Origin of the sequence: Microcoleus sp. AT8-A3, from assembly GCF_036705675.1 — a bacterium.
Classification (GTDB): Bacteria; Cyanobacteriota; Cyanobacteriia; order Cyanobacteriales; family Microcoleaceae; genus Microcoleus.
Genome location: NZ_JAUBVD010000017.1, coordinates 24,584 through 46,253 on the forward strand (window position 1 = coordinate 24,584; position 21,670 = coordinate 46,253).

Here is a 21,670-nt window from a genome sequence, read left to right on the forward strand (position 1 = left end):
AGTCAGCAGTCATTAGTCATTAACAACTGCCAACTGCCAACTGTCAACTGTCAACTGTCATTTGCGATATCGATGCAAAAAATTGTGAAATCTCTGCAGTGGATCTGATGTGATAAACACTTTTGGTATTTGGGGCGCGATCGACATACTCGCGATATCTGGGAGTCAAATACTTGTGACACAACCAAAGAACGCGGTAACTATTAATTGAACTCTTCAAGATCGGACTCTTTTGGGGCCAGCCTTCTGGCGGTATAAACTTACCTGTAATCAGCCGTTTAGTCACCCACCAGAAATGCACGTATAGGGGCAGATCGACAAAAACCAGAGTATCTGCCTCGTTGAGTCGAACCCAGACGGTTTCCATGCAACCAAAGCCGTCTATAATCCATCGGTCAGTAGCCAAAATTTTCTCATGGGTACGCTTATATTCTTCATTTGGAACCTCAGCGCCCCCAGATTGATATTGAATCTTATCCAAGGGGTAAAGTGGCAAACCAGTGATTTCTGATAATCTCTTGCTTAGAGTTGATTTACCGCCTCCAGCGTTGCCAAACACGGCTACTTTTTTCATACTTACCCCTCTTAGGAATGATGCAGATTGTAGCAAGACTTGATATAATCAGTATCACAATCAATCTCTTTAAACAGCCCCCCTGATTATCCTCTCAAAATTCAACGTAAAGCGCTCTTGTTGTTAGATTCCCGACTTCTTAGAGGAGTCGGGAATCTGGAGATGATGTTTTTTAGGCGTTGACAAAAACAGAAGATGTAAGCTGACTTTCACTTACACCCTGCACGATTCCCAAATAATTACTGCCAGACTTAATCGCCCAAGAAGCGACGCTTGCACCTCCATCCAACTGCAAACTCACAGCTTCAAAAGTCAAGTTTGCAAATCCGATACCGTCAGTCAAACCAATTTTATCCCCAGCCCCAAAATCGGTAATCACATCTGCACTAATTAAAGTAGCCGCAGCAGACAAACCTCCTGCTAAGATAAACGTATCATTTCCGCCGCCGCCCGTCAGCATATCTTGCCCGCGATCGCCCGCCAACAAATCAGATCCGTTACCGCCAATCAAGACATCATCTTCTTTTCCGCCGCGAATAGTATCGTTACCGTCAGATCCGATTAGTCGATCGTTATCGTTGTTGCCGCTGATAAAATCATCGCCAACACCGCCATCAATTACATCGGATTCTTTGCCACCCCATAAGCTGTCATTGCCGCCGGCACCATTAATTGTATCCGCACCTTGCATCCCATTAATGCTATCAGCACCTTCTCCCCCCGTGAGATTGTCTTTGCCGGAAAGGGCAAAAATTGGCAATCCCGCAGCATTTGTCGGTATTTGAGTATCGGCACTATCTGATAGGAAATAATTGCCGCCGCTGGCTGTATTTTTGGGTGCTGTCGTCGGGCTGCCGTCCCCTGTAGCATTGGGTATTGGCGAAGTAATAGATATAGTGTTTGGTGTGGGAGTTGGTGTGGGAGTTGGTGTCGGTGTCGGTGCGGGATTGACACTACCGTCAAGAGAAGTCGCAAAAACTTGCGTCCAATAGTGATTGAAATTTTCTGTGCCTGTATCGTCGGCTAAGAAATAGTAACCAATCCCAATTTCTTTGAGATTGGGGTTAAGAATGTTAGCCCGGTGGCCACTGCTGTTCATCCAAGATGATACAACTTGTTCGGGTGTAGAAGAACCCGCAGCGATGTTTTCTGCTGCTGCTGAGAATTGATAGCCCGTTACAGTAATACGACTGGTGAATGACGAACCATCTTTGCCTGTATGGGAAAAGAAGTCTTGCAGTGCCATGTTTTGGCTGTGATTTTCCGCAGCATTTAGTAACTGAGTATTTAAGGTTAGTGGCGACAAACCTAATTTACTGCGTTCGATGTTGGTAAGTTCTAAAACTCTATAAATAAAGTTTTGATTGGTTGAAGTTGGTGCGAGTTGAGAGGCAGATCGCTCTCCTGTTAAAATGTCCGAGGACTGAGAACCTGAATTTTGTAGTTGTTCAAGCATGGGGATGATCGAGAGTTTTAAGACATGGTTTTGCTGGTAGATTGCTTACCGTCTTAACGATAGTTTCCCCGATCGCTAGCTGGCTGGACACAATTCAATAATTGTATTAATTCCTGCCGCTGCTTTATCTATTTTGATTATAGCTGTTATCAAAGTGGGGATGTCAAGAGGCTGGCTATGATTGGAAAATGGAAGAGTACGCTCGAATTTAAGGAGAGTTTCAAAGGAATGTGCGATCGCCCGTGGCATCAATACAATTTTAGATTTTAGATTTTAGATTTTAGATTTTTCCTGATTAGTAAGGTTTGCGCTACGCACCCAGCGTGCTGGATGGCTGACTAGAAACCCGGTTTCTACGATTTTTGCAGAAGAGAGGAACGACAAATATAGCAAGAAACCGGGTTTCTGAATTATGTGTGCGATCGCGAACAGAGTTTTTAGTAGAATCTTGACAAAAAATTCTAAATTAATTCAAAATTCACAACCGCGCAGGGTTGTTCCGGATCACAAAAGCAATCTCAAGATTTCAAACTATTTTCTTGTCCGGCTTTAGCCTCCTGAGCAACTTGCTCAACCTCATCTTTGGCGAGAATTTCCAAAGCCGCCTCTGCTTCCTTACCGCCCAACCGCCCCAGAGCTTGAGCTACTCTGTAACGGATCTGCCAATCAGCATTGGAAGCGTAGGGAAGCAGCAGCGGCAGCGCGCGTTTATCTCCCAATTCACCTAATGCGCTGATCGCAATGGTTTGGATCAATTCGTTTTCAGAAGTTAGGGCATTTTCTAACATCGGAAAGGCTTTCGGATCTCCCATTTCTCCCAAAGCAGCAACGATGCTCATTTGCACCAGCCATTCAGAGGTACTGCTATAAACTTGCTGCAAATCTTCTAAAGCATCGGTTAATTTCAATGCGCCCAAAGCATCGGCTGCTGCTGCTTGCACGTCGGGTTCGGGGTCGTTGTTCAGGCTGTGGAGCAGTACCTCTAAAGCGTTTGGCAGATTCTGGGTACCGAGGGTTGATAATTGGCTGACTGCTGCGTAGCGAACCCGGACGTTATTATCGCCGATCGCAATTTGAATTAGTTTATAGGCGATCGCGGGTTCTAGTTGTCGCAGTTGGTTGACTGCTCGCAGTCTTTCGCCAAAATCCTCGGAATTCAGCAATTGTTCGACAGACTCAGGGGTAATGCTCATTCGATTTTAGATTTTAGATTTTAGATTTTAGATTTGGTAATTGGTAATTGCCAAAAGCGAGCGAGATTTAAGGAGCGATTCCCTACGGGATAGCTTCGCTTCACGACTCATTTTCTGATACAGTCCTGGAACTGCAACAGCTAATTTAAGACTCCGCAGCCATCGATCGGATAATATCTCCCCTAGTGAGGATGCCGATTACTTTGCCCGCAGTATCGACCACCGGCAATCGGTGGATACTGCGATCGTGCATCAGTTTGGCAGCTTCTTGGACAGATTGATCTGGCCCGATGGTAACGGGTTCTTTACTCATCGCTTCTCCTACTGTTTGTCCTAAAGCCTTGTGGAGTTCTCGCTCGTAACGAGATGGATTTTCCAAATAAATCACGCTGTCGAGCACCATGATATAAGCGGGCGGAGTTACGCCGGTTTCCCGCCACATCAAGTCGGTTTCGGAGATGACTCCTACCAACAAGTCATTCTCATCTACGACGGGAAGACCGCTAATGCGTCGATCGGCTAAAATTTTAATCGCTTCGTTCAAGGGCATTTCGGGTCGCGCCAAAATCGGGTCGCGGCTCATTACATCGGCTACTGTTTTTGGCATGATTAGGGGTTGATTGAGTTGTTGCTCTAAATCGATCATATAGGGAAAGGGCGGCACAGACTGAAGAAAGGCAGCTCTGCTGAAGGGATTCGTTAGAAAGTAGAAGGAAGGAAAAAGCTTGAATGCCAGAATTTTGCTGTTTTTTTCGATCGCACTATAAAATTCTGCCCTTTGCCGGACTCCGGCGAGCGATCGGTCTGACAAGATTGTTAAGATATCTTAAAGAGCGGATAAATCCTTACCAATGCCAGAATCTCCAGCCACAGAACCAGACTCCCAACCAGAAGCGCGCTGTGTATTGGTTTGCCAGTATCAATCTTGCCTGAAAAATGGTTCAGCAGCAGTGCTAGCTGCTTTTGAAGCTCAACAAGTTGCAGGGGTGAAAGTTGAGGCTACTAGCTGTCAGGGACAGTGCACCACTGGCCCGACTGTACGAGTTACCCCGGACGAAATTTGGTATTGTCGAGTTAAACCTAGTGATGTACCCTTGATTGTGGAAGAGCACCTCAAAGAGGGAAAACCTGTAGAGGCGCTGTTCAATCCGAGAATTCATGCGCGTTATTATTATTAATATTGACTTGATTCGGTGAAACTTCCAAGCTCTGGCGCATCTAATTTTAATAGTTATTATTAAGGAACTGGCACTTTGAAAATCCAAGGAATTGCGCTTAGTTTGTTCGTCCTAATTCTGGGGCGTCCGTCGGCGGTTGCTGCTCAAACCCAGGCGGTTGCTGGGGATATTTGTCCTGGGGATTTGGGGGCACAAGTAGATGCGATCGCCAACCGTCCCGAATTTAGCCGATCGCGCTGGGGCATTTTGATTCAACCTCTATCTTCTACTACTACTCTCTACAGCCGCGACGCCCAAAAATATTTTATTCCAGCATCAAATGCCAAGCTGCTAACTACAGCCGCTGCTTTACAGAAACTCGGTGCAGACTTTCGGATTAAGACATCGGTTTACAGTGGCGAAAATGGAAGTTTGTACGTTGCCGGCAGGGGAGATCCGAGCATTGCTGAGGCTCAGTTGAAATCTTTGGCGCAGCAGTTGAAGCAGCGGGGAATCAGTCAAGTTAACCAGTTGATTGGCGATGACAGCTATTTTCAAGGCAGTGCAGTCAATCCGAATTGGGAATGGGAAGACGCGCAAGCTGGCTACGGAGCGCCGATTAACAGTTTAATTTTCAATCAAAACGCGATCGACCTTCTCTTGTCCCCGCAGGCTCTGGGGCAACCTCTCAAAGTTACTTTTGCCGAACCAAAGCTGGCAAATCAGTGGCAACTTCAGAACAATTCAGTAACAGTCGCCCAAAACGAATCCGAGTTTATTGAAATTGGTCGGGAGTTCGATCGACCTATAATTCGAGTGGGCGGACAGTTGAAAGTTGGTGCAGAACCTGAATCAGCTTATGTCGCAGTTGTCAACCCCGCTAATAATTTTTTGCAGTATTTTCAACAAGCCCTGGCGGCTGAGGGAATTCCTGTTAAACAGGCTTTAGTTGCATCGGCTTCTCGCAATTTAAATCAAGAATTAGCGACTGTTGAATCGCCACCGCTGGCGGAATTGGTGAGAGAAACTAATCGAGTAAGCAACAATCTTTATGCAGAAGTTTTATTGAGATTGTTGGGGAAAGTTACAGACAAGATGCCCCTGCCACAAACACTCACAGGCAAGATGCCTGTTCCACAAGAGGATACAGGTGAAATGGGTTTGAAAGAGTTAAAAACAGTTTTAACTCAATTAGGAGTAAATCCAAACAGCTACAGATTAGCCGACGGTTCCGGCTTGTCTCGGCACAATTTAATTACTCCAGAAGCCTTGGTGCAAACTTTGAGACTTATGGCCAATTCACCTGCTGCATCTATTTACCGCCAGTCACTGCCGATCCCTGGCGAGAAGGGCACTTTGAAAAATCGCTTTAATGTTACACCAAGCCGCGTAAATTTGCAAGCAAAAACCGGAACTATGAGCGGAGTTTCGGCGCTGTCGGGATATATCGAAGTTCCGAATTACGAACCCCTGGTGTTTAGCATTATCGTCAATCAATCTGACCTATCGACTGCAAAAATGCGATCGGCAACGGACGAAATTGTGCTATTATTGAATCGCCTGCGCCGCTGTTAAAACAATACATTTAAGGTGAGAAACTTCAACTCAGTAGTTACACCTAAAACACCGGACACCCCAAAACCCTACAAGTTTTAAGTTTCATTAGATTGCACTGACGGGGATCGAAAAGCAGCTACAATAAAAGTAGAAAAATTAACACCATTGGGACGTTTTAGCCTGCTACCAGTCGGCGGGTTCTGTACTTCCCGAAAATAAGTCTAACTTTCCAACTATGAATTCTTTAGATTCCGAACAGCAACACATCTTTGTGGAAACCAATAACATCCGCCTGCACTGCGTTTCTCAAGGAGAAGGCGAACTCGTTCTCCTCCTGCATGGGTTTCCAGAGTTTTGGTACTCTTGGCGTCATCAAATCCCTGCTTTAGCGCGTCATTTCAAGGTGGTAGTGCCGGATTTGCGGGGCTACAACGATTCCGACAAGCCGGAAAGCGGCTATGATTTGGATACGCTAAGCGCCGATATTCGCGGTTTGATTGCGAGCCTCGGTTATACAAAAGCTCACGTTGTAGGTCATGATTGGGGAGGGGCGATTGCGTGGCACTTAGCTCAAAAATTTCCCGAACAACTCAATCGCTTGGCAATTTTAAACGCTCCGCACCCGCAGCGATTCATGCAGGAAATGGCGAGCAATTTAGATCAAATCCGCCGCAGTTGGTACGTTTTGGCATTTCAGGTTCCCGGCATTCCGGAATTGTTGATCCGGCAAAACTTGAAAGATTTTGTTCACAATGTTTTCCAAGGACAAGCTGTTCGCAAAGGCTCTTTTAGCGCTGAGGAAACTAAGATTTATCAGACTGCTTTAGAAAAGCCGGGAGTATTAGCCGCCGCTATCAATTATTACCGCCAGATGTTTCACCCGCAGAGGCTTTGGAATTTGGGGCAGAAATTAGAACCTGTGACAGTGCCTACTTTGGTGCTTTGGGGAGAAGAAGATGCGTTTTTGAGCCACAAACTTGTAGAAGGTTTAGACAGATTAATTACGGCTCCGTTTAAGTTGAAATTAGTTCCTCACTGCGGTCACTGGATTCAGCAGGAAGCGCCGCAAACGGTGAATCGAGAATTGCTGAGTTTTCTGAGACATTCTTCTTCTTCTGTGGCTTTGGCATAGAAAAAAATTAACGCTTGCAAATAAGAACGGGCTCTCCGGCCCGTTCTTAATATCTGACGCACCCTACTTATTTATTAGTCCCAGAGCAAATTTTCTTGGATCAGCAGTGCAATCATTGCAGTTCTGGAACAAACACCGAGTTTGATAAAAATCCGCCTCACGTAAGTAGCAACCGTCCAGTGACTGATATTTAAATTTTTGGCAATACATTTGTTTGGCAGGCCTTGGGCTACTAATTGCGCGATCGCTCTTTCGCGTGGGCTCAGGCTAATTTCCGGTTTGTAACTTTTGCTTTGCATACTTTTGCAATCAGGTAACGAGTTAAAATCTAATCAATTAAGGGTAGAATTTCGAGTTTTTCTCGAACTTCAGATAAAGGTGTTTCCCAATCAGATGCAACGTCCCAATTAATTAACCGAGTGGCTAATTTTCCGTGTTTTAAGCCTTTGATAATTTGTCCGATCGCGCAACTTAACCCGCCGATGGGTCCAACTAACACTAAAATCGCACAAGAAGGACGAAATACTTGAGCGCGAGTAAACGCTTGAAGTACCAATTCATCTTCTGTTGAAGCTGAAAGACCAGTCAGAACGTGCCACACGTCGTGGTTTCGCACCAATCCAGTCTCCCGATGCGATCGGCTCAAAGCCTTGTTTGTCTAGAAACCGCGCCACTGAGCACCCTAATGTTCCTGCTGGCAGTTGGCGCAATTTTGCCAATTCTATTTCAAAATGTCGATCGCTCTCAATTTGAGGATTAATTGTTTGAGCCATCTTTAATATAACTCCTAATTGACCGTCAGCCATAATTTATTCTCCCTTCAACAATGATTTAATTTTAGAGAAAATTAATTTGTGTTTGTCAAGTTCATTTTTGCGCTTAATCAAGACGACTTTTTTTACCTACTCAGCTTAGAAACCGTACTTTCTGTCACAGCAATTGGCTTTCAGGAGCTTTTACATTTCTTTACAAACCTTCTTAGATGTGAAATCTGCTATCTGTAAACATCGCCCTAGTGTTTGGAATCCCAACTTGACTCACCGGGAAGTACCCGTAAAATCTACAGTATTTAGCGGTGATTGGAACTCCCTTACTTACGTATATAAATTTATTCTGCTGCTAATTATTAGAACCTGCAATGAGTCAGAAGTGGAAGCTTGCAGGCATGGTGATGCAGGTGCATACAAGTGAAGAGAGCTGAAGCAAGCTGAAGTAAGGTGAAGTTATGCAGAGTTGATGTTTAGGAATTACGCAGTAGTGCCAATCCCCCGTGGTTGCCCAATTTGTAGTGGTAATCATGGGGGATGGCCCGTATGTCGTTAGAATGCCGCTCAAATGAGTGTCACTCATTTGAGCGACTGGTCAAATATGTTCACCAACAGCTACAAATAAAGTAGAGATTCATACAAGGTGTTACTATGAAAAAACTTTCCATTTTGTTATCCACAGGAGTTGTGTCATTGATTTGGTGCGCTGCTGCTAGCGCTACCACTTATATTAATCCTAACGGTAAAACTACTTTAAACTTGTCAGAAAAAGGAAACAATCGCAGCGGTTTTTACTTAACCAAAGTAGGCAATCGGGAATTTTTGGGCAATATTCAAATTACCCGTTCCCAAGGAGCAGCAGGCTCTTACTATTACAATGGGACTTTCAAAGACACTGCGACAGGCCCTGGCCGAAAAATTGTTTGTTCTGGAGATATTGCCATTATCAGGCGTCAAGTTGGAAGAAGCAGCCAATTGGGAGCCGAAGTTACTTGGAAGGTGAAAGCAGGAGAAAATTGTCCTTCTATTGGCCAGACATTTAAAGTAAATTTAGTCGAAGCTTTACCGCGTCCTAATGCAAGTGGCGACTATACTTCTAGCAATGCTAATACTTGGTCGAGTCCAACAAATGGTCTTGTAACTTGGCCTACTTGGCGAGTCACGTCGCGAGATGGACAACTCAACTGCCGCAAGAACGCAAACGGAGCAATTCAACAAGTTTACCGCGCGGATAGAGATACAGTTGCTGCTGAACTCAGGGGAGCAAATGCGATTACGATGGCGAACGGTCAACCCTGGTTGCTGACAAGACAAGGCTGTTATGTGCGCGCTAATTCTCAATACGTTCAGCCAGTTTCTATGCCTGAATAAGTGTTCGTAAATAGGGAGCATCTCAATGAAAGTAGCCTAGCTAGAAATTGGAGTTAGGAGTCAGGAGTCAGGAGCCAGGAGCCCAAAGAAGTATTTTTACAAATATGAGATGCTCCCGCCAGATTCTCCCTCAGTGGTTCTGGCTTTCCGATCCCCTCAAACGGCAATCGGATTGTTGCCTCAATTAGCTTGTTAATTCGTTTTAACGTTTTCTTATCTTGCCCTTGCCAATATAAATAATCGCCCCAAGCCTCATCCGTCCATACTAACTTTCTAGTCATCCAACAAATTTCGCTCTACCACTTTCCCCTGCTTAAACTGAGCAATAGAACGCTCCAAATGGGCAGCATTGGCGGGAGATTTGAGTAAATGAACTGTTTCCAGCAAACTATTAAAGAACTCTAGCGACATCACCACGGCATCCTCCGCATCCCGTCTAGTGATGATGGTATAGTCCGTATCTTCCACTACTGCTTCCTTTCGCTGTGTTACTGGTTTACTGGTGTACTGGTTTACTGGCTGTACCTGCAAGTCCTACTCTTAACCCATTTAAGCGACAAGCGAGCCGAAGCCGAGCGAAAATTAAATTCGAGGCTCGCTTGTCGCTGTTGAGCGTTACTTTCGTTCTTTGCGAAAGTAACGAGTAAAACGAGTAAACAACCAGTAAACGAGTAATAATTGAGGACTAAAAAACTTAGATTTCTTCGTCCAAAACTTCTACATCATCTACATCATCTACATCATCTACATCATCTACATCATCTACATCATCTACCTCAATAGGAGCGACAGAATTAGCAGAAACCAGAGCACCAGTCTCAAGTTTCTTTTTAACTAGCTCCTCAATTTCATTTTTGAAATCGATGTTTTTCTCCATGTGCTGGATCACTTTGTCTCGTCCTTGAGCTATGTTCTCTCCGTTGTAGCTATACCAAGAACCTTTTTTCAGAATTACTCCCATTTCGTCGGCCAAGTCAGTCAGACAGCCTAAAGTAGAAATGCCTTTGCCAAATACAATGTCAAATTCGGCAATACGGAAAGGCGGAGCAACTTTATTTTTAGCAACTTTAACTTTCGTGCGGTTGCCGTATTCTTCTGTACCTTTTTTCAAGCTTTGAATGCGGCGAATGTCAAGCCGCACGCTGGCGTAGAATTTGAGTGCGTTACCGCCGGTTGTGGTTTCGGGGTTGCCGTAAGTTACGCCGATTTTCTGCCGCAATTGGTTGAGGAAAATGACGGTACAGCCGGATTTGCCGATGTTGCCGGTGATTTTCCGCAAAGCTTGGCTCATCAAGCGCGCTTGCAAACCCATGTGGGAGTCGCCCATGTCGCCTTCGATTTCGGCGCGGGGGACGAGGGCGGCTACGGAGTCAATTACTACGATATCGACGGCGACGGAACGGACGAGTTGATCGACTATTTCTAGGGCCATTTCGCCGGTATCCGGCTGGGAAACTAAGAGATTTTCAATATCGACGCCTAAAGCTGAGGCGTAGGTGGGATCGAGGGCGTGTTCGGCATCGACGAAGGCTGCGATACCGCCGGATTTTTGGACTTCGGCGATCGCGTGGAGAGCTAGAGTTGTTTTACCGGAACTTTCCGGGCCGTAAATTTCAATAACTCGACCTTTTGGCAAACCGCCGCCCAAAGCAATGTCCAGTGTCAGGGCTCCGGTGGGAATGGTTTCTACCCTCATGCGAGTGGAGTCTCCCAATCGGACGATCGCCCCTTTGCCAAAGCTGCGCTCGATTTGGGAGAGTACGGAAGTTAGAGCTTTTTGCTTTTCTGAGTTTTCAGTGGAAGTTTTTGACGCATCTTTGCTTTTTGCCATTTGCGGTACGCGGGTAGACCCCTTGCGGAGCTTGTTGATTAACTGTACAACACGTATGTTAGCAGTTATTTTTGGGGTCTGGAGGTTCTGGGAGCATTTGGTTGAAGATTCTTGATTTTGGGGTGGTTCAGCCTGCTCCCGCCTTCAGAATGCCCAAGATGTAGAAGATATTTAACTGGTTCCCAGGCTCTGTCTGGGAACCGATGTAAGCGAGGCTCTGCCTCGAAAAGCTGACATTAAAATTGGAGGCAGAGCCTCCGGATCTGTGTTACCAGGCTCTTCCTGGTAACAAGTAATCGCCACAATTAGGACAAGCATGGCATCTACAACACATCAAGACACATCTGTCAATAGCAAAAATTCCGGCTGGTTGATTAACTTATTGGCGATCGGCATTTTACTAGGTATCGGATTTCGGTTTTTTGAGATCGATCGCAAACTGTACTGGCACGACGAAGCTTACACATCAATCCGCGCCGCTGGTTTCACCCGCCAAGAAATCGACGATGAACTATTCCAAAACCGCATTTTTCCTGCACCACAATTGCAAAAATATCAGCGGATTAAACCGGGAAGTACAGAAGCAGACACGATTCGTTCTTTAGCACTAGAAGACCCGCAGCATCCGCCTTTATACTTTCTCATGGCTCGTTGGTGGATGCAGGAATTTGGCAGTTCTCTAACAGCATCGCGCAGTTTGCCAGCAATATTGAGTTTGCTGTCGCTGCCTTTGATGTACGCTTTAGCTCAGGAACTTTTCGCCTCGAATTTGGCGGCGTTATTAGCAACAGCACTTTTGGCTTTATCACCCTTTGACATATTGTTTGCTCAGACAGCAAGGCAGTACAGTTTGCTAACAGCCATAGTTATTGGCAGCAGTTGGCTGCTGCTGAGAGCAGTGCGGTTGCGGGGTTGGAAAAATTGGGTATTTTACTCGCTGGCGATCGCCCTTGGTTTCTACACTCACCCATTCTTCAGTTTAACACTCATCGGACACGGAGTTTTTATAATTTCTTACTGGCTGTTTGTCAAAAAAACAAAATTGCGAGGTCATGTAACTAATTCCCAATTTTTTTTAGCAGTAACAGCAGCTTTAATATTGTATATCCCCTGGATTTACGTGCTGGCCACCAACCTGGAACGAGCATCAGTTACGACAGATTGGACGCGAGTATCTCCGGGTTGGCTGTATCTTGTCAAATTGTGGATACTCAGCTTTACAGCCTTATTTTTTGACTTCGACTTCGGGTTTGATAATAGTTGGACTTATCTGCTGAGATTGCCATTTTTGCTGTTAATTGTGGCAGCCCTTTACACAATCTGCCGCCGCACTAGCAGTTCAACTTGGCTGTTTATTGTAACATCAATTTTTGTACCTTTTTTGATACTGGCATTACCGGATCTAATCCTAGGCGGCAAACGTTCGGCCGTCAGCCGTTATCTGATTTCCTGCTTTCCGGGAGTGCAGCTAGCAGTTGCTTACTTGCTCGCCAGTAACGTGAAAATTCAGCAGCGGTTTTGGCAAGTCATTTTAGCCCTGGTTTTTACAGCAAGTATAGCATCCTGTACAGTCAGCGCTTTTTCTGATACTTGGTGGAGCAAAGACTTGAGCTATTTTAATGCTGAAGTTGCGAAAATTATTAACAAAGAGGCGATAGCTAATCGATCGATTAAAGATACAATTGTAATTAGCGATCGCGGCAACGATTTTACTAACATGGGAGATTTGCTTTCTCTGAGTTATTTGCTCGACAAAGACGTGCGGCTGATGCTGATGAGCCAGTCGCCGGAAATCGAGATGCTGAACAAATATTCGGCTCCCCTAGTGTTCCGCCCTTCGGAAAAATCGATCTCGGCATTTAAGCGAAATCAACGGCGGTTAGAGCCGATATTGGAATATGCCAGACTTTTTCGAGCGCGGCGAGCTTCTTAAAGCAGATTGACAGAAATGGACGATCGTCCCCAGTAGGGTACGTCAGTGGATTTTAGATTTTAGATTTTAGATTTTAGATTTTAGATTTATTCCACAGATGAATCTGGGAGATTAAACTTTGGTCTAAAATTTTTGGAGATTCACGATAGGAGTACGTGGCACGGTATCGGTTTTTGGGCGGGGGCAGAAAAAACTGTTTGAATTGCCTCAAATATTTCGACTGACGCACCTTAAATCACTATTTGGGCATTTTTGTCAATATTCCCCGTAAGGTGCGTCAGAAAAAAACTGTCTGAGTTGTCTCAGGTATTTGGGCTGACACACTTGACATCATCAGCAATAATTATTTGAAGAGTTAGGATAAAAAGCAATGCAAGAGTTAAATAATTCATCTTCCGAATCCGCGCAGAAGTTTCGCGATCTTCAGACAGAATTACGGGAACGTTGGCGAGCAGTCGAAGAATTCGACGGCGGAGATTGTGACATTATTATCATTCCTTCTGTCAGCTTAGATCAGCAAGAAATGCAGAAAGTTGAGGGTGCTTACCATTACGAAGAGCGGCATTTATTTTCATTGATTCGCCTGCGAAATCCCCGCACGCGCTTAATTTACATTACCTCGGAACCCTTGCACCCGATGATTGTGGATTATTACCTGCAATTGCTGCCGGGAATTCCATTTTCTCACGCGCGCGATCGGCTTTTGCTGTTCAGTGCTTACGATGCTTCTGCCAAATCCCTCACCCAGAAAATTTTAGAGCGCCCCCGCTTGATGGAGCGCATTCGTCAAGCAGTGCGGCCGACAAAATCCTATATGGTTTGTTATAACTCGACGCCCTTAGAACGGGAGTTATCTGTTCAATTGGGGATTCCTTTGTTGGCTAGCGATCCGGATCTGTTATACTGGGGAACCAAAAGCGGTAGCAGGCAAATTTTTAAAGAATGTGGCGTGCCTTATCCTGACGGTTCCGAGTTGGTGTGGAATGCGGAAGATTTAGCGGAAGCTGCGGCGGATTTGTGGGCAAGGCAGCCGCATTTGCAACGGATCGTAATTAAGTTAAATGAAGGTTTTTCGGGGGAAGGGAATGCAATTTTAGATCTGAAGTCCCTCGCAGGTAAAACATCTACAGAAAGAGCGAAGGCAATTGGCGATAGCTTCCATAATTTGCGCTTTCAAGCAACGGGCGAAACCTGGGAAAATTTTAGCAGCCGCATTCCCGAATTAGGGGCTATTGCCGAAGCATTTATCGAAGGAGAAGAAAAGTTCTCGCCCAGCGTTCAAGGCAGAATTGTCCCCAGTGGGGAAGTAGAAATTCTCTCAACCCACGACCAAATTTTAGGAGGCCCAGACGGTCAAATTTTCTTGGGTTGCCAATTTCCGGCGGACGCATCTTATCGAATAGCGTTGCAGGAATTGGGATGGAAAGTCGGGAAAAATTTAGCCGAAAAAGGTGCTTTAGAGAGATTTGGAGTAGATTTTCTCGCGGTGCGCCAATCAGACGGCAAATGGGATATGCAAGCAATAGAAATTAACTTGCGGAAAGGAGGCACAACTCATCCGTTTATGGCTTTGAAGCTGTTAACAAACGGTCGGTACGAACGTTCTACAGGATTATTTTACAGCCTGCAGGGCCGTCCCAAATATTATGTCGCTTCGGACAATTTAAAAAAAGAGCGCTATCGGGGATTATTACCGAACGATTTGATGGATATTATTGCTGACAATCAACTGCACTTTGACAGCGGTACTGAGACGGGGAGTGTGTTTCATTTAATGGGTTGTTTGTCGGAGTTTGGTAAATTGGGAGTGACGAGTATTGGCAATTCGCAGCAAGAAGCTGAGGATATGTATAACAAAGTTGTGAAAGTTCTCGATCGCGAAACGTCAGGCGATTTTAGATTTTAGATTTTAGATTTTAGATTTGATCCAGTCATATCATGTCCGATCGATTAACCATAATATCCCGACCGGGGCGGGTTTTTGAGATTGTCAATTATTGACGATTATGGTTGGTGAACCCGCCCCTACCTAATTTCGGGTGATCGACCGGACATCATATCAGTCAGTTTAGAGCCCCCACTTCGCAGAAGTTGTCGGGGATCTAGCTAATTTTTAGCGGGATAAAGGGGCGTGGGGTCGATCGAACCTGTGCGGTTGAGTGGCCAAAAACGCACAATTGCCCTACCGATGATATTTTGCTTGGGTACAAAGCCCCAGTAATGACTGTCACAGCTTGCGTTGCGGTTGTCGCCGAGCACCAAGTAAGAATTTGGAGCTACAACTACAGGCCCGTAGGGATACTGTGGAATTTCTTCAATATATTTTTCCTGTAGCGGCTGCTTGTTAATAAAAACTTTTCCCTCTCTGACTTCCACAGTGTCCCCTGGAAGTCCGATCACTCGCTTGATATAGGCATCTTTGATCGGTGGTGGCTGTCCCGTGCACAAACTAGCCTGGTCAGGAGGCATAAATACGATAATATCTCCTCGCTGGGGCTCTTGGAATCGATAGCTTACCTTATCTATAATTAATCGATCGTTAATTTGTAGGGTTGGGAGCATCGAGCCGGTGGGAATGTAGCGTGCTTCGGCAACCAGGGTGCGGATACCAAAGGCCAAAAATGCTGCTAAGCCGATCGTCTTAATTCCTTCGATCCAAGGATTTTCGGTTTCTTGCGGAGGTTTTTCGTCGGCTGACTTGTCTAGACGAGTCATAGGGTATTGTAGTGACTGAGCTGGATACGAATTATAAACTTAATAATGCTTCCATGCTAGCACGCTGTTTACTGAATTAAGGATATCTTATGACTGCCCAATCAAGTTTGTTAATCCGTCGCGCTCGCATTCTTTTGCCCAATGGTGAGTTTTTGGTAGGAGATGTACAAATATGCGATGGCAAAATTGTCCAAGTGGCTGCTGAAATTGTCGAATCGGGCGATCGAGAAATAGATGCCAAAGGCTTAACTCTGTTACCCGGAGTAATTGATCCCCAGGTACACTTCCGCGAACCGGGTTTAGAACACAAGGAAGACTTATTTACCGCTAGCTGTGCTTGCGCTAAAGGCGGCGTGACATCGTTTCTGGAAATGCCGAATACGCGACCTTTGACCACAACCCAAGCTGCCTTAGATGATAAACTAAGTCGCGCTGCCGAGAAGTGTTTGGTCAATTACGGCTTTTTTATTGGGGCTACTCCTGAGATTTTACCCGATTTGTTGGATGCCAATCCGACTCCGGGAATTAAGGTGTTTATGGGTTCGATGCACGGGGACTTATTGATGGATGATGCAGCAAATTTAGAGGTAATTTTTGCGAAGGGCGATCGACTAATTGCGGTACACGCAGAAGACCAAGCTAGAATCAACCAGCGTCGTCAAGAATTTGCTGGTATTACCGATATTGCAGTTCACTCGCAAATTCAAGACAATCAAGCAGCTTTATTGGCAACTCAACTAGCAGTAAAACTTTCTAATAAATATCAGCGCCGACTGCATATTCTGCACCTTTCAACGGGGGATGAAGCTGAGTTTTTGCGCCAGGAAAAACCGAGTTGGGTAACGGCAGAAGTAACGCCGCAGCATTTGTTGTTAAATACCAGCGCCTATCAAAAAATTGGCAGTTTAGCTCAAATGAATCCGCCTTTGCGCGAGCCCCGCGATAACGAAATACTTTGGCAAGCTTTACTCGACGGCGTAATTGATTTTATCGCCACAGACCATGCGCCACATACCTTAGCAGAAAAAGCTCAAGATTATCCGAATACGCCGTCTGGAATGCCCGGTGTCGAAACTTCTTTGCCTTTGATGCTGACGCAAGCAGTAGAGGGAAGATGTACAGTGGCACAAGTTGCTAATTGGATGTCGGCGGCAGTTGCTAAGGCTTATAAGATTCCGAACAAAGGGCAAATTGCACCGGGTTTTGATGCAGATTTAGTCTTAGTTGATTTGGAGAAATACCGCCCGGTGGTGGGCGCAGAGATGGCGAGCAAGTGCGGCTGGAGTTCCTTTGAAGGATGGAATTTAACTGGATGGCCAGTTGTGACTGTTGTTGGAGGAAAAGTTGTTTTTGAGAATGGTAAATTGGATACAAATGTGAGGGGAGAAGCATTGACATTTGACGCTGAGTAAGCATGAATTTAAATCAAATGTTATAATTGGGTATTCCCGCTCGCCAAGGCGATTTTACCCATGCTTCTCCAAGAACTAGAAACACAACTCCTGGCCTTAACTCCTACTGAGAAAGCTGAAGCCATCCGGCTTTTAACCCAAAGTTTAAACAATAGCTGGCCAGGAATTACCAAAACTCCCGATGTGTGTGGCGGCGATGCTTGCATTGCCAAAACTAGACTTCCCGTTTGGCTGTTCGTGAGTTTGCGCCGTCAAGGTTCAAGTGATGCTGAACTTCTACAATTTTATCCCCAGTTGAATGCTGCCAACTTAGTAAATGTCTGGACTTATGCTGAGGCTAACTCCGAAGAAATTGAAACAGCACTCCGAGAAGAAGCAGCAGCAATGATGCAGGAAGTATAATTTATGGCACGTCTCTATGCAGATGAACAGTTCCCGTTTCCTGTTGTGGCATTGCTGCGAAATTTCGGTCACGATGCCCTGACTATTCAAGAGGCAGGAAATGCCGGAGATGATGACCCCGAAGTATTAGCCTTTGCTGTGAATAACGATCGGGCGGTTATGACGCAAAATCGTCGGCATTTCATTCGCTTGCACGCTCAACAACCAAATCATGCTGGTATTATCGTCTGTACAGACGATAAAAATTTAGAAAGGTTGGCAACACGCATCAATGATGCTATTGCTGGTGAAGAAACTTTGAGAGGTAAATTGATTCGAGTCAACCGCCCGCCGCAGTAAGTACGCGCGAGCGTAGCTATCCCGTAGGGAATCGCCTTTTCTCAATTTTCCAATTCCCAATCCAATAACTCGCCAGTCCGCATCTCTTGAATTTGCCACCCGTTATCGAGATAAGTCCAAAAAATTTGTCAATAATTATCTGGTTGGTAGTGCAATCAGGACTGAACCCCAAATTTTTGCTAAACTTATAAAAGTATATTCCCTTACGATCGAGGCGATATTACCTATGCTCCAAGAACTAGAAACACAACTTCTTGCCTTAACTCCGATCGAGAAATCTGAAGCAATACGGCTGTTAACCCAAAGTTTAAGCAATAGCTGGCCGGGAATCACGAAGACTCCCGGAGTTTGTGGCGGTGATGCTTGTATTGCCAAAACTCGGATTCCAGTGTGGCTGCTTGTTGGTTTTCGCAATGAAGGTTCAAGCGATTCCGAACTTCTACAATTTTATCCCCATCTAAGTGCTGCTGATTTGGTCAATGTTTGGACTTATGCTGATTCACATATAGAGGAAATTGAAGAAGCAATCAGCAAAAATGAGGAAGCATAACTTATGGCACTATTGTATGCAGACGAACAATTTCCTTTGCCAGTTGTGGAATTGCTGCGGGCTTTTGGTCACAATGTGCTTACTGTTCAGGAAGCAGGAAAAGCAAATCTGGGCATTCCCGATCCTGAAGTCCTAGAATTTGCTATTACTAACGATCGAGCTATTTTGACATTAAATCGGTTTGATTTTATCGGGCTGCACAACCGAAAGTCAAACCATGCAGGTATTATTGTCTGCACAAAAAATCGGAATGTAGAAATGTTGGCAACACGCATCAATGATGCTATTGCTGGTGAGGAAACTTTGAGGGGGAAATTGATTCGAGTCAACCGTCCGACGCCGTAAGTTCGATCGCCTTTTCTCAAATTTCCAATTGCCAATCCAATAAGTCGCCATTACCAATTACTTCAATTTGCCGCCCGTTATCTAGATAACTTAAAGAAATTTGCAAATAATTTTCGGGTTTGTACTGCAATCTTTCCGCCCATTCGATCGCCACAATTCCCAAATCCATTTCTAACCCGTCCCAATAACTTTCTAAGTGCAAAGCCTCCACTTCGTCGGGTTCTAGTCGATACAAATCTAGATGATACAGCGGAATTCGTCCTCCAAAATACTCGTTAATCAGGGTGAAAGTAGGACTCTCGATCGAGTCTGAGATTCCTAAACCTTCAGCGATGCCTTGAACCAAGGTAGTTTTGCCCGCACCTAAATCTCCTTGTAATAAGATTACAGTGCCGGCGGGGAGCGATCGACCTAACGCAACACCAAACTTGCGCGTAGCCTCAGAATCTGGAAGCAAAGTTTTCATTTCAATAATTAGTCATTAGTCCTTAATCATTTGTTATTTGTTACTCGCTTGCGGCTGCTAATAACCAATAACCAATAAAATTAGTCAACTGTCCACTGTCAACACTCAACAGCTTAAATGTTCTGGGCGCGGCCGTACCAACGCAGCAACATTCCCGCCAACCTTTGAGAATTGTGGCGAATTAAACCCGTATTTTGATCTTCATCCATGACATTGGCGATGACAACTCGCCGCCCCAATTGCGTCACGGCTTCTCGATCGAGCACAACCGGATAAGAATCCTCCTGAGAATAGCGAATCAAAGCCTTTGCAGAAGGGACTTTTCCTTGAACTACTACAGCATCGAACAGCGGCCGACCGCAAGCGCGGTCGATCGCCCGAATGTGGTCTGCAACACTGTATCCGTCAGTTTCCCCCGGCTGAGTCATAATATTGCACACATAAATGCGGGGAACTTCGCTATTGGCGATCGCATCAGCAATTTCCGGCACCAACAAATTCGGAATAACACTCGTATAAAGACTCCCCGGCCCAATAATAATAAAATCCGCTTCCCGAAGTGCTTGGGCGACCTTGGGCAACGCCGGAGGATTAGCAGGAGTGCAGCCAATTTTGATGATTTTTCCGTTAGCTTTTGTAATGCTGGACTCCCCCTCAATCCTGCGGCCGTCCGCCAGTTCTGCCCACAAAGAAACGTCGCTCAGAGTAGCCGGCAGCACCTCTCCCCTAACTGCTAAAACTTTAGAACTCGCGGCGATCGCCTGTTCCAAATCTCCAGCAATATCGCTCATCGCTGTCAAAAACAAATTCCCAAAACTGTGACCCACCAAACCGTCACCAGCCCGAAAGCGATATTGAAATAACTCAGTCAATAACTTTTCCTCATCTGCCAAAGCAGCCAAACAATTGCGAATGTCTCCCGGCGGCAATACCCCAATTTCCCGCCGCAGCCGCCCGGAAGACCCGCCATCATCCGCCACCGTGACAATAGCAGTGATTTTGGCGCTGTAATCCTTCAATCCCCTGAGCAAATTGGAAAGGCCCGTACCGCCCCCAATTGCCACAATTTTCGGGCCGCGGTGCAAGCGACGGTGGTTGAGGAGTCGATCGACCAGTTCCTCGTTGCCTTCGGGCATCAGCACTTGGGTAATAGAGTTCAAACTGCGAGTTTGTCCCCACAGAATTAATAAAATCCCGCCAGCAATGATGATCGGGCCCGACACGTAATTAGGAACAACTTCCGCAATCCACGCCAAAAAATTTCTCAATAATTGCAATAAGAAGAAAATGGGAGTCATCCCAGTCCAAATCGCTAAACCCAAAGTGGCAAGTACCACGCCGCTGGCACTAATCAGCAGCCACCGTTTCACTAACAGTCCGGGGGCTAACCACTTAAACCACTGGTGAACTCGCCCGTTCCGCAAAGAAGGGGGGTAAGGATTTCTGGATTGGGCAAAAACCTGCTTGGCTTTAGCCAAGACGCGGAGGGCTTTAGGAAGTGAACTAATTGACATGGTTAATTAGTCTTAAGGGTATTGGAACAGCTCGATCTGACAAATTTACAATACAAGAGAGTTTTGATTCTGGCAGTCAATTTAAGTAATTAGTGATTAGTCATGAGTCATGAGTCATTAGCTAGACTGATGACTGATGACTGACAACTTATTGATAACATCCTATGGCTGAGCCACTAATCGAACTCAAGGGGGTAAGTAAGTCCTTCGGCCAGAACCCGATCCTCGATCGAGTGGATCTGAGGATTTATCGGGGAGAGGCCCTGGCAATTATTGGCCCTTCCGGGACGGGGAAATCTACGATTCTGCGGATAATTGCGGGTTTGTTGGCCCCGGATGCCGGTGAGGTTTTTGTTCAGGGACAGCGCAGAGTCGGATGGGTGGACGACGTGGCAGATCCGATCGGAATTGGGATGGTGTTTCAGCAAGCGGCTTTGTTTGATTCGCTGACGGTGGAGGAGAATGTCGGTTTTTTACTTTACCAGCATTCTAAGCTGCCGCGCCGCCGCATTCGGGAATTGGTGGAGGAAAAGTTGGAGATGGTGGGTTTGCCGCGAATTGGCGAACGCTATCCGGCGCAGTTGTCTGGGGGAATGAGGAAGCGGGTAAGTTTTGCCCGCGCTATCATGGCGAATCCTGATAATGACAGGGATAATCCAGAGGTTTTGCTGTACGACGAACCGACGGCGGGTTTAGATCCGATCGCTTCGACGGTAATTGAAGATTTAATCAGGGACTTGCAGGCGGCCCAAGGTGTTTGCAGCACTTATGCGATCGTCACTCACCAAGACAGTACCATCCGCCGCACTGCCGATCGCATCGTGTTTCTCTATCGAGGCAAAGTGCAGTGGGAGGGAACTGTCAATGACATTGCATCGACAGATAATTTACTTATCCGACAATTTTTTAGCGGCAGTGTTACTGGGCCAATTCAAGCGCTTGGATAGTCAGCCAAT

At 45.7% G+C, this 21,670-nt stretch carries 25 protein-coding genes; 12 read left to right on the plus strand and 13 right to left on the minus strand.

Annotated elements, in window-relative coordinates; genetic code table 11:
- Window positions 1–43 precede the first annotated feature (43 nt).
- From QUB51_RS12605 to QUB51_RS12620, 4 genes are all read right to left on the minus strand, one after another.
- On the minus strand, window positions 44–574 hold the full coding sequence (locus QUB51_RS12605) for an adenylate kinase (RefSeq protein ID WP_333056208.1): 531 nt from the start codon (window positions 572–574) through the stop codon (window positions 44–46).
- A gap of 172 nt (window positions 575–746) precedes the next feature.
- Window positions 747–2,030, minus strand: a complete 1,284-nt coding sequence (locus tag QUB51_RS12610) for a CAP domain-containing protein (protein WP_333261550.1) — start codon at window positions 2,028–2,030, stop codon at window positions 747–749.
- Between the two features lie 518 nt (window positions 2,031–2,548).
- Window positions 2,549–3,223: a phycobilisome degradation protein NblB gene (gene nblB, locus QUB51_RS12615; protein WP_333056210.1), complete on the minus strand. Its 675-nt coding sequence runs from the start codon at window positions 3,221–3,223 to the stop codon at window positions 2,549–2,551.
- Window positions 3,224–3,368: 145 nt separating this feature from the next.
- Window positions 3,369–3,830, minus strand: a complete 462-nt coding sequence (locus QUB51_RS12620) for a CBS domain-containing protein (RefSeq protein ID WP_333056285.1) — start codon at window positions 3,828–3,830, stop codon at window positions 3,369–3,371.
- A gap of 244 nt (window positions 3,831–4,074) precedes the next feature.
- Here QUB51_RS12620 and QUB51_RS12625 point away from each other — a divergent pair, with 244 nt between their 5' ends.
- The 3 genes from QUB51_RS12625 (at window position 4,075) to QUB51_RS12635 (ending at window position 7,069) form a co-directional block, all read left to right on the plus strand.
- On the plus strand, window positions 4,075–4,401 hold the full coding sequence (locus QUB51_RS12625) for a (2Fe-2S) ferredoxin domain-containing protein (RefSeq protein ID WP_333056212.1): 327 nt from the start codon (window positions 4,075–4,077) through the stop codon (window positions 4,399–4,401).
- A gap of 81 nt (window positions 4,402–4,482) precedes the next feature.
- Window positions 4,483–5,955: a D-alanyl-D-alanine carboxypeptidase/D-alanyl-D-alanine endopeptidase gene (dacB, locus tag QUB51_RS12630; RefSeq protein ID WP_445299448.1), complete on the plus strand. Its 1,473-nt coding sequence runs from the start codon at window positions 4,483–4,485 to the stop codon at window positions 5,953–5,955.
- Between the two features lie 217 nt (window positions 5,956–6,172).
- The gene (locus tag QUB51_RS12635; protein WP_333233118.1) at window positions 6,173–7,069 is read left to right on the plus strand and encodes an alpha/beta hydrolase; all 897 of its coding nucleotides are present in this window, start codon (window positions 6,173–6,175) and stop codon (window positions 7,067–7,069) included.
- A gap of 74 nt (window positions 7,070–7,143) precedes the next feature.
- On the opposite strand, the gene QUB51_RS12640 is transcribed toward QUB51_RS12635, so the two are convergent.
- The 3 genes from QUB51_RS12640 to QUB51_RS12650 are packed head-to-tail and all read right to left on the minus strand — an operon-like array spanning window position 7,144 to window position 7,875.
- Window positions 7,144–7,368 (minus strand): helix-turn-helix transcriptional regulator, encoded by a 225-nt coding sequence (locus QUB51_RS12640; RefSeq protein ID WP_333036912.1) that lies wholly within the window; start codon window positions 7,366–7,368, stop codon window positions 7,144–7,146.
- Between the two features lie 29 nt (window positions 7,369–7,397).
- A complete protein-coding gene (locus tag QUB51_RS12645; RefSeq protein WP_333261556.1) occupies window positions 7,398–7,670 on the minus strand; it encodes a Coq4 family protein in 273 nt (90 codons plus the stop codon).
- Window positions 7,627–7,875, minus strand: coding sequence for a hypothetical protein (locus QUB51_RS12650; RefSeq protein ID WP_333056216.1), 249 nt, complete (start codon window positions 7,873–7,875; stop codon window positions 7,627–7,629). Before QUB51_RS12650 ends, QUB51_RS12645 begins: the two co-directional genes overlap by 44 nt.
- 612 nt (window positions 7,876–8,487) lie before the next feature.
- On the opposite strand from QUB51_RS12650, the gene QUB51_RS12655 reads away from it, so the two are divergent.
- Window positions 8,488–9,207, plus strand: coding sequence for a hypothetical protein (locus QUB51_RS12655; RefSeq protein ID WP_333056217.1), 720 nt, complete (start codon window positions 8,488–8,490; stop codon window positions 9,205–9,207).
- Window positions 9,208–9,260: 53 nt separating this feature from the next.
- Here QUB51_RS12655 and QUB51_RS12660 read toward each other — a convergent pair whose 3' ends face one another.
- The 3 genes from QUB51_RS12660 to recA form a co-directional block, all read right to left on the minus strand.
- Window positions 9,261–9,488, minus strand: coding sequence for a Txe/YoeB family addiction module toxin (locus QUB51_RS12660; protein WP_333056218.1), 228 nt, complete (start codon window positions 9,486–9,488; stop codon window positions 9,261–9,263).
- Complete coding sequence (locus tag QUB51_RS12665; RefSeq protein WP_333056220.1) at window positions 9,481–9,738, minus strand: type II toxin-antitoxin system Phd/YefM family antitoxin; 258 nt, start codon at window positions 9,736–9,738, stop codon at window positions 9,481–9,483. Before QUB51_RS12665 ends, QUB51_RS12660 begins: the two co-directional genes overlap by 8 nt.
- A gap of 163 nt (window positions 9,739–9,901) precedes the next feature.
- The gene (gene recA, locus QUB51_RS12670; RefSeq protein ID WP_333056221.1) at window positions 9,902–11,038 is read right to left on the minus strand and encodes a recombinase RecA; all 1,137 of its coding nucleotides are present in this window, start codon (window positions 11,036–11,038) and stop codon (window positions 9,902–9,904) included.
- Window positions 11,039–11,354: 316 nt separating this feature from the next.
- On the opposite strand from recA, the gene QUB51_RS12675 reads away from it, so the two are divergent.
- Entirely contained in the window at window positions 11,355–12,971 is a 1,617-nt protein-coding gene (locus tag QUB51_RS12675) for a glycosyltransferase family 39 protein (RefSeq protein WP_333261560.1), read from the plus strand.
- 370 nt (window positions 12,972–13,341) lie between these two features.
- Window positions 13,342–14,877: a peptide ligase PGM1-related protein gene (locus QUB51_RS12680; protein WP_333210447.1), complete on the plus strand. Its 1,536-nt coding sequence runs from the start codon at window positions 13,342–13,344 to the stop codon at window positions 14,875–14,877.
- Between the two features lie 200 nt (window positions 14,878–15,077).
- Here QUB51_RS12680 and lepB read toward each other — a convergent pair whose 3' ends face one another.
- On the minus strand, window positions 15,078–15,686 hold the full coding sequence (lepB, locus tag QUB51_RS12685; RefSeq protein WP_333233125.1) for a signal peptidase I: 609 nt from the start codon (window positions 15,684–15,686) through the stop codon (window positions 15,078–15,080).
- An 89-nt stretch (window positions 15,687–15,775) separates the two neighbouring features.
- On the opposite strand from lepB, the gene QUB51_RS12690 reads away from it, so the two are divergent.
- The 5 genes from QUB51_RS12690 to QUB51_RS12710 all read left to right on the plus strand — a co-directional run bounded on the left by QUB51_RS12690 (window position 15,776) and on the right by QUB51_RS12710 (window position 18,734).
- Window positions 15,776–17,098, plus strand: coding sequence for a dihydroorotase (locus tag QUB51_RS12690; protein ID WP_333056226.1), 1,323 nt, complete (start codon window positions 15,776–15,778; stop codon window positions 17,096–17,098).
- Window positions 17,099–17,158: 60 nt separating this feature from the next.
- Complete coding sequence (locus tag QUB51_RS12695; RefSeq protein ID WP_015174644.1) at window positions 17,159–17,500, plus strand: DUF433 domain-containing protein; 342 nt, start codon at window positions 17,159–17,161, stop codon at window positions 17,498–17,500.
- A 3-nt stretch (window positions 17,501–17,503) separates the two neighbouring features.
- A complete protein-coding gene (locus QUB51_RS12700; protein ID WP_333261563.1) occupies window positions 17,504–17,839 on the plus strand; it encodes a DUF5615 family PIN-like protein in 336 nt (111 codons plus the stop codon).
- Between the two features lie 226 nt (window positions 17,840–18,065).
- Window positions 18,066–18,389 carry a DUF433 domain-containing protein gene (locus QUB51_RS12705; RefSeq protein WP_333056228.1) on the plus strand — a complete coding sequence of 108 codons (324 nt, stop codon included), beginning with the start codon at window positions 18,066–18,068 and terminating at the stop codon, window positions 18,387–18,389.
- Between the two features lie 3 nt (window positions 18,390–18,392).
- Window positions 18,393–18,734, plus strand: a complete 342-nt coding sequence (locus QUB51_RS12710; RefSeq protein WP_333056229.1) for a DUF5615 family PIN-like protein — start codon at window positions 18,393–18,395, stop codon at window positions 18,732–18,734.
- A 16-nt stretch (window positions 18,735–18,750) separates the two neighbouring features.
- On the opposite strand, the gene tsaE is transcribed toward QUB51_RS12710, so the two are convergent.
- Both tsaE and QUB51_RS12720 read right to left on the minus strand, forming a co-directional pair.
- Window positions 18,751–19,200, minus strand: coding sequence for a tRNA (adenosine(37)-N6)-threonylcarbamoyltransferase complex ATPase subunit type 1 TsaE (gene tsaE / locus QUB51_RS12715; protein WP_333056230.1), 450 nt, complete (start codon window positions 19,198–19,200; stop codon window positions 18,751–18,753).
- Between the two features lie 113 nt (window positions 19,201–19,313).
- Complete coding sequence (locus tag QUB51_RS12720; protein ID WP_333056231.1) at window positions 19,314–20,714, minus strand: gluconeogenesis factor YvcK family protein; 1,401 nt, start codon at window positions 20,712–20,714, stop codon at window positions 19,314–19,316.
- Window positions 20,715–20,878: 164 nt separating this feature from the next.
- On the opposite strand from QUB51_RS12720, the gene QUB51_RS12725 reads away from it, so the two are divergent.
- A complete protein-coding gene (locus QUB51_RS12725) occupies window positions 20,879–21,661 on the plus strand; it encodes an ATP-binding cassette domain-containing protein (RefSeq protein WP_333066584.1) in 783 nt (260 codons plus the stop codon).
- Window positions 21,662–21,670 lie beyond the last annotated feature (9 nt).

Bases quoted from the DNA above. Each gene is read 5' to 3' on its own strand.
- QUB51_RS12605 (WP_333056208.1), bottom strand. From the start codon at position 574: ATGAAAAAAGTAGCCGTGTTTGGCAACGCTGGAGGCGGTAAATCAACT.
- QUB51_RS12610 (WP_333261550.1), bottom strand. From the start codon at position 2,030: ATGCTTGAACAACTACAAAATTCAGGTTCTCAGTCCTCGGACATTTTA.
- nblB (WP_333056210.1), bottom strand. From the start codon at position 3,223: ATGAGCATTACCCCTGAGTCTGTCGAACAATTGCTGAATTCCGAGGAT.
- QUB51_RS12620 (WP_333056285.1), bottom strand. From the start codon at position 3,830: ATGCCAAAAACAGTAGCCGATGTAATGAGCCGCGACCCGATTTTGGCG.
- QUB51_RS12625 (WP_333056212.1), top strand. From the start codon at position 4,075: ATGCCAGAATCTCCAGCCACAGAACCAGACTCCCAACCAGAAGCGCGC.
- QUB51_RS12635 (WP_333233118.1), top strand. From the start codon at position 6,173: ATGAATTCTTTAGATTCCGAACAGCAACACATCTTTGTGGAAACCAAT.
- QUB51_RS12640 (WP_333036912.1), bottom strand. From the start codon at position 7,368: ATGCAAAGCAAAAGTTACAAACCGGAAATTAGCCTGAGCCCACGCGAA.
- QUB51_RS12650 (WP_333056216.1), bottom strand. From the start codon at position 7,875: ATGGCTGACGGTCAATTAGGAGTTATATTAAAGATGGCTCAAACAATT.
- QUB51_RS12655 (WP_333056217.1), top strand. From the start codon at position 8,488: ATGAAAAAACTTTCCATTTTGTTATCCACAGGAGTTGTGTCATTGATT.
- QUB51_RS12660 (WP_333056218.1), bottom strand. From the start codon at position 9,488: ATGACTAGAAAGTTAGTATGGACGGATGAGGCTTGGGGCGATTATTTA.
- recA (WP_333056221.1), bottom strand. From the start codon at position 11,038: ATGGCAAAAAGCAAAGATGCGTCAAAAACTTCCACTGAAAACTCAGAA.
- QUB51_RS12675 (WP_333261560.1), top strand. From the start codon at position 11,355: ATGGCATCTACAACACATCAAGACACATCTGTCAATAGCAAAAATTCC.
- QUB51_RS12680 (WP_333210447.1), top strand. From the start codon at position 13,342: ATGCAAGAGTTAAATAATTCATCTTCCGAATCCGCGCAGAAGTTTCGC.
- lepB (WP_333233125.1), bottom strand. From the start codon at position 15,686: ATGACTCGTCTAGACAAGTCAGCCGACGAAAAACCTCCGCAAGAAACC.
- QUB51_RS12690 (WP_333056226.1), top strand. From the start codon at position 15,776: ATGACTGCCCAATCAAGTTTGTTAATCCGTCGCGCTCGCATTCTTTTG.
- QUB51_RS12695 (WP_015174644.1), top strand. From the start codon at position 17,159: ATGCTTCTCCAAGAACTAGAAACACAACTCCTGGCCTTAACTCCTACT.
- QUB51_RS12700 (WP_333261563.1), top strand. From the start codon at position 17,504: ATGGCACGTCTCTATGCAGATGAACAGTTCCCGTTTCCTGTTGTGGCA.
- QUB51_RS12705 (WP_333056228.1), top strand. From the start codon at position 18,066: ATGCTCCAAGAACTAGAAACACAACTTCTTGCCTTAACTCCGATCGAG.
- QUB51_RS12710 (WP_333056229.1), top strand. From the start codon at position 18,393: ATGGCACTATTGTATGCAGACGAACAATTTCCTTTGCCAGTTGTGGAA.
- tsaE (WP_333056230.1), bottom strand. From the start codon at position 19,200: ATGAAAACTTTGCTTCCAGATTCTGAGGCTACGCGCAAGTTTGGTGTT.
- QUB51_RS12720 (WP_333056231.1), bottom strand. From the start codon at position 20,714: ATGTCAATTAGTTCACTTCCTAAAGCCCTCCGCGTCTTGGCTAAAGCC.
- QUB51_RS12725 (WP_333066584.1), top strand. From the start codon at position 20,879: ATGGCTGAGCCACTAATCGAACTCAAGGGGGTAAGTAAGTCCTTCGGC.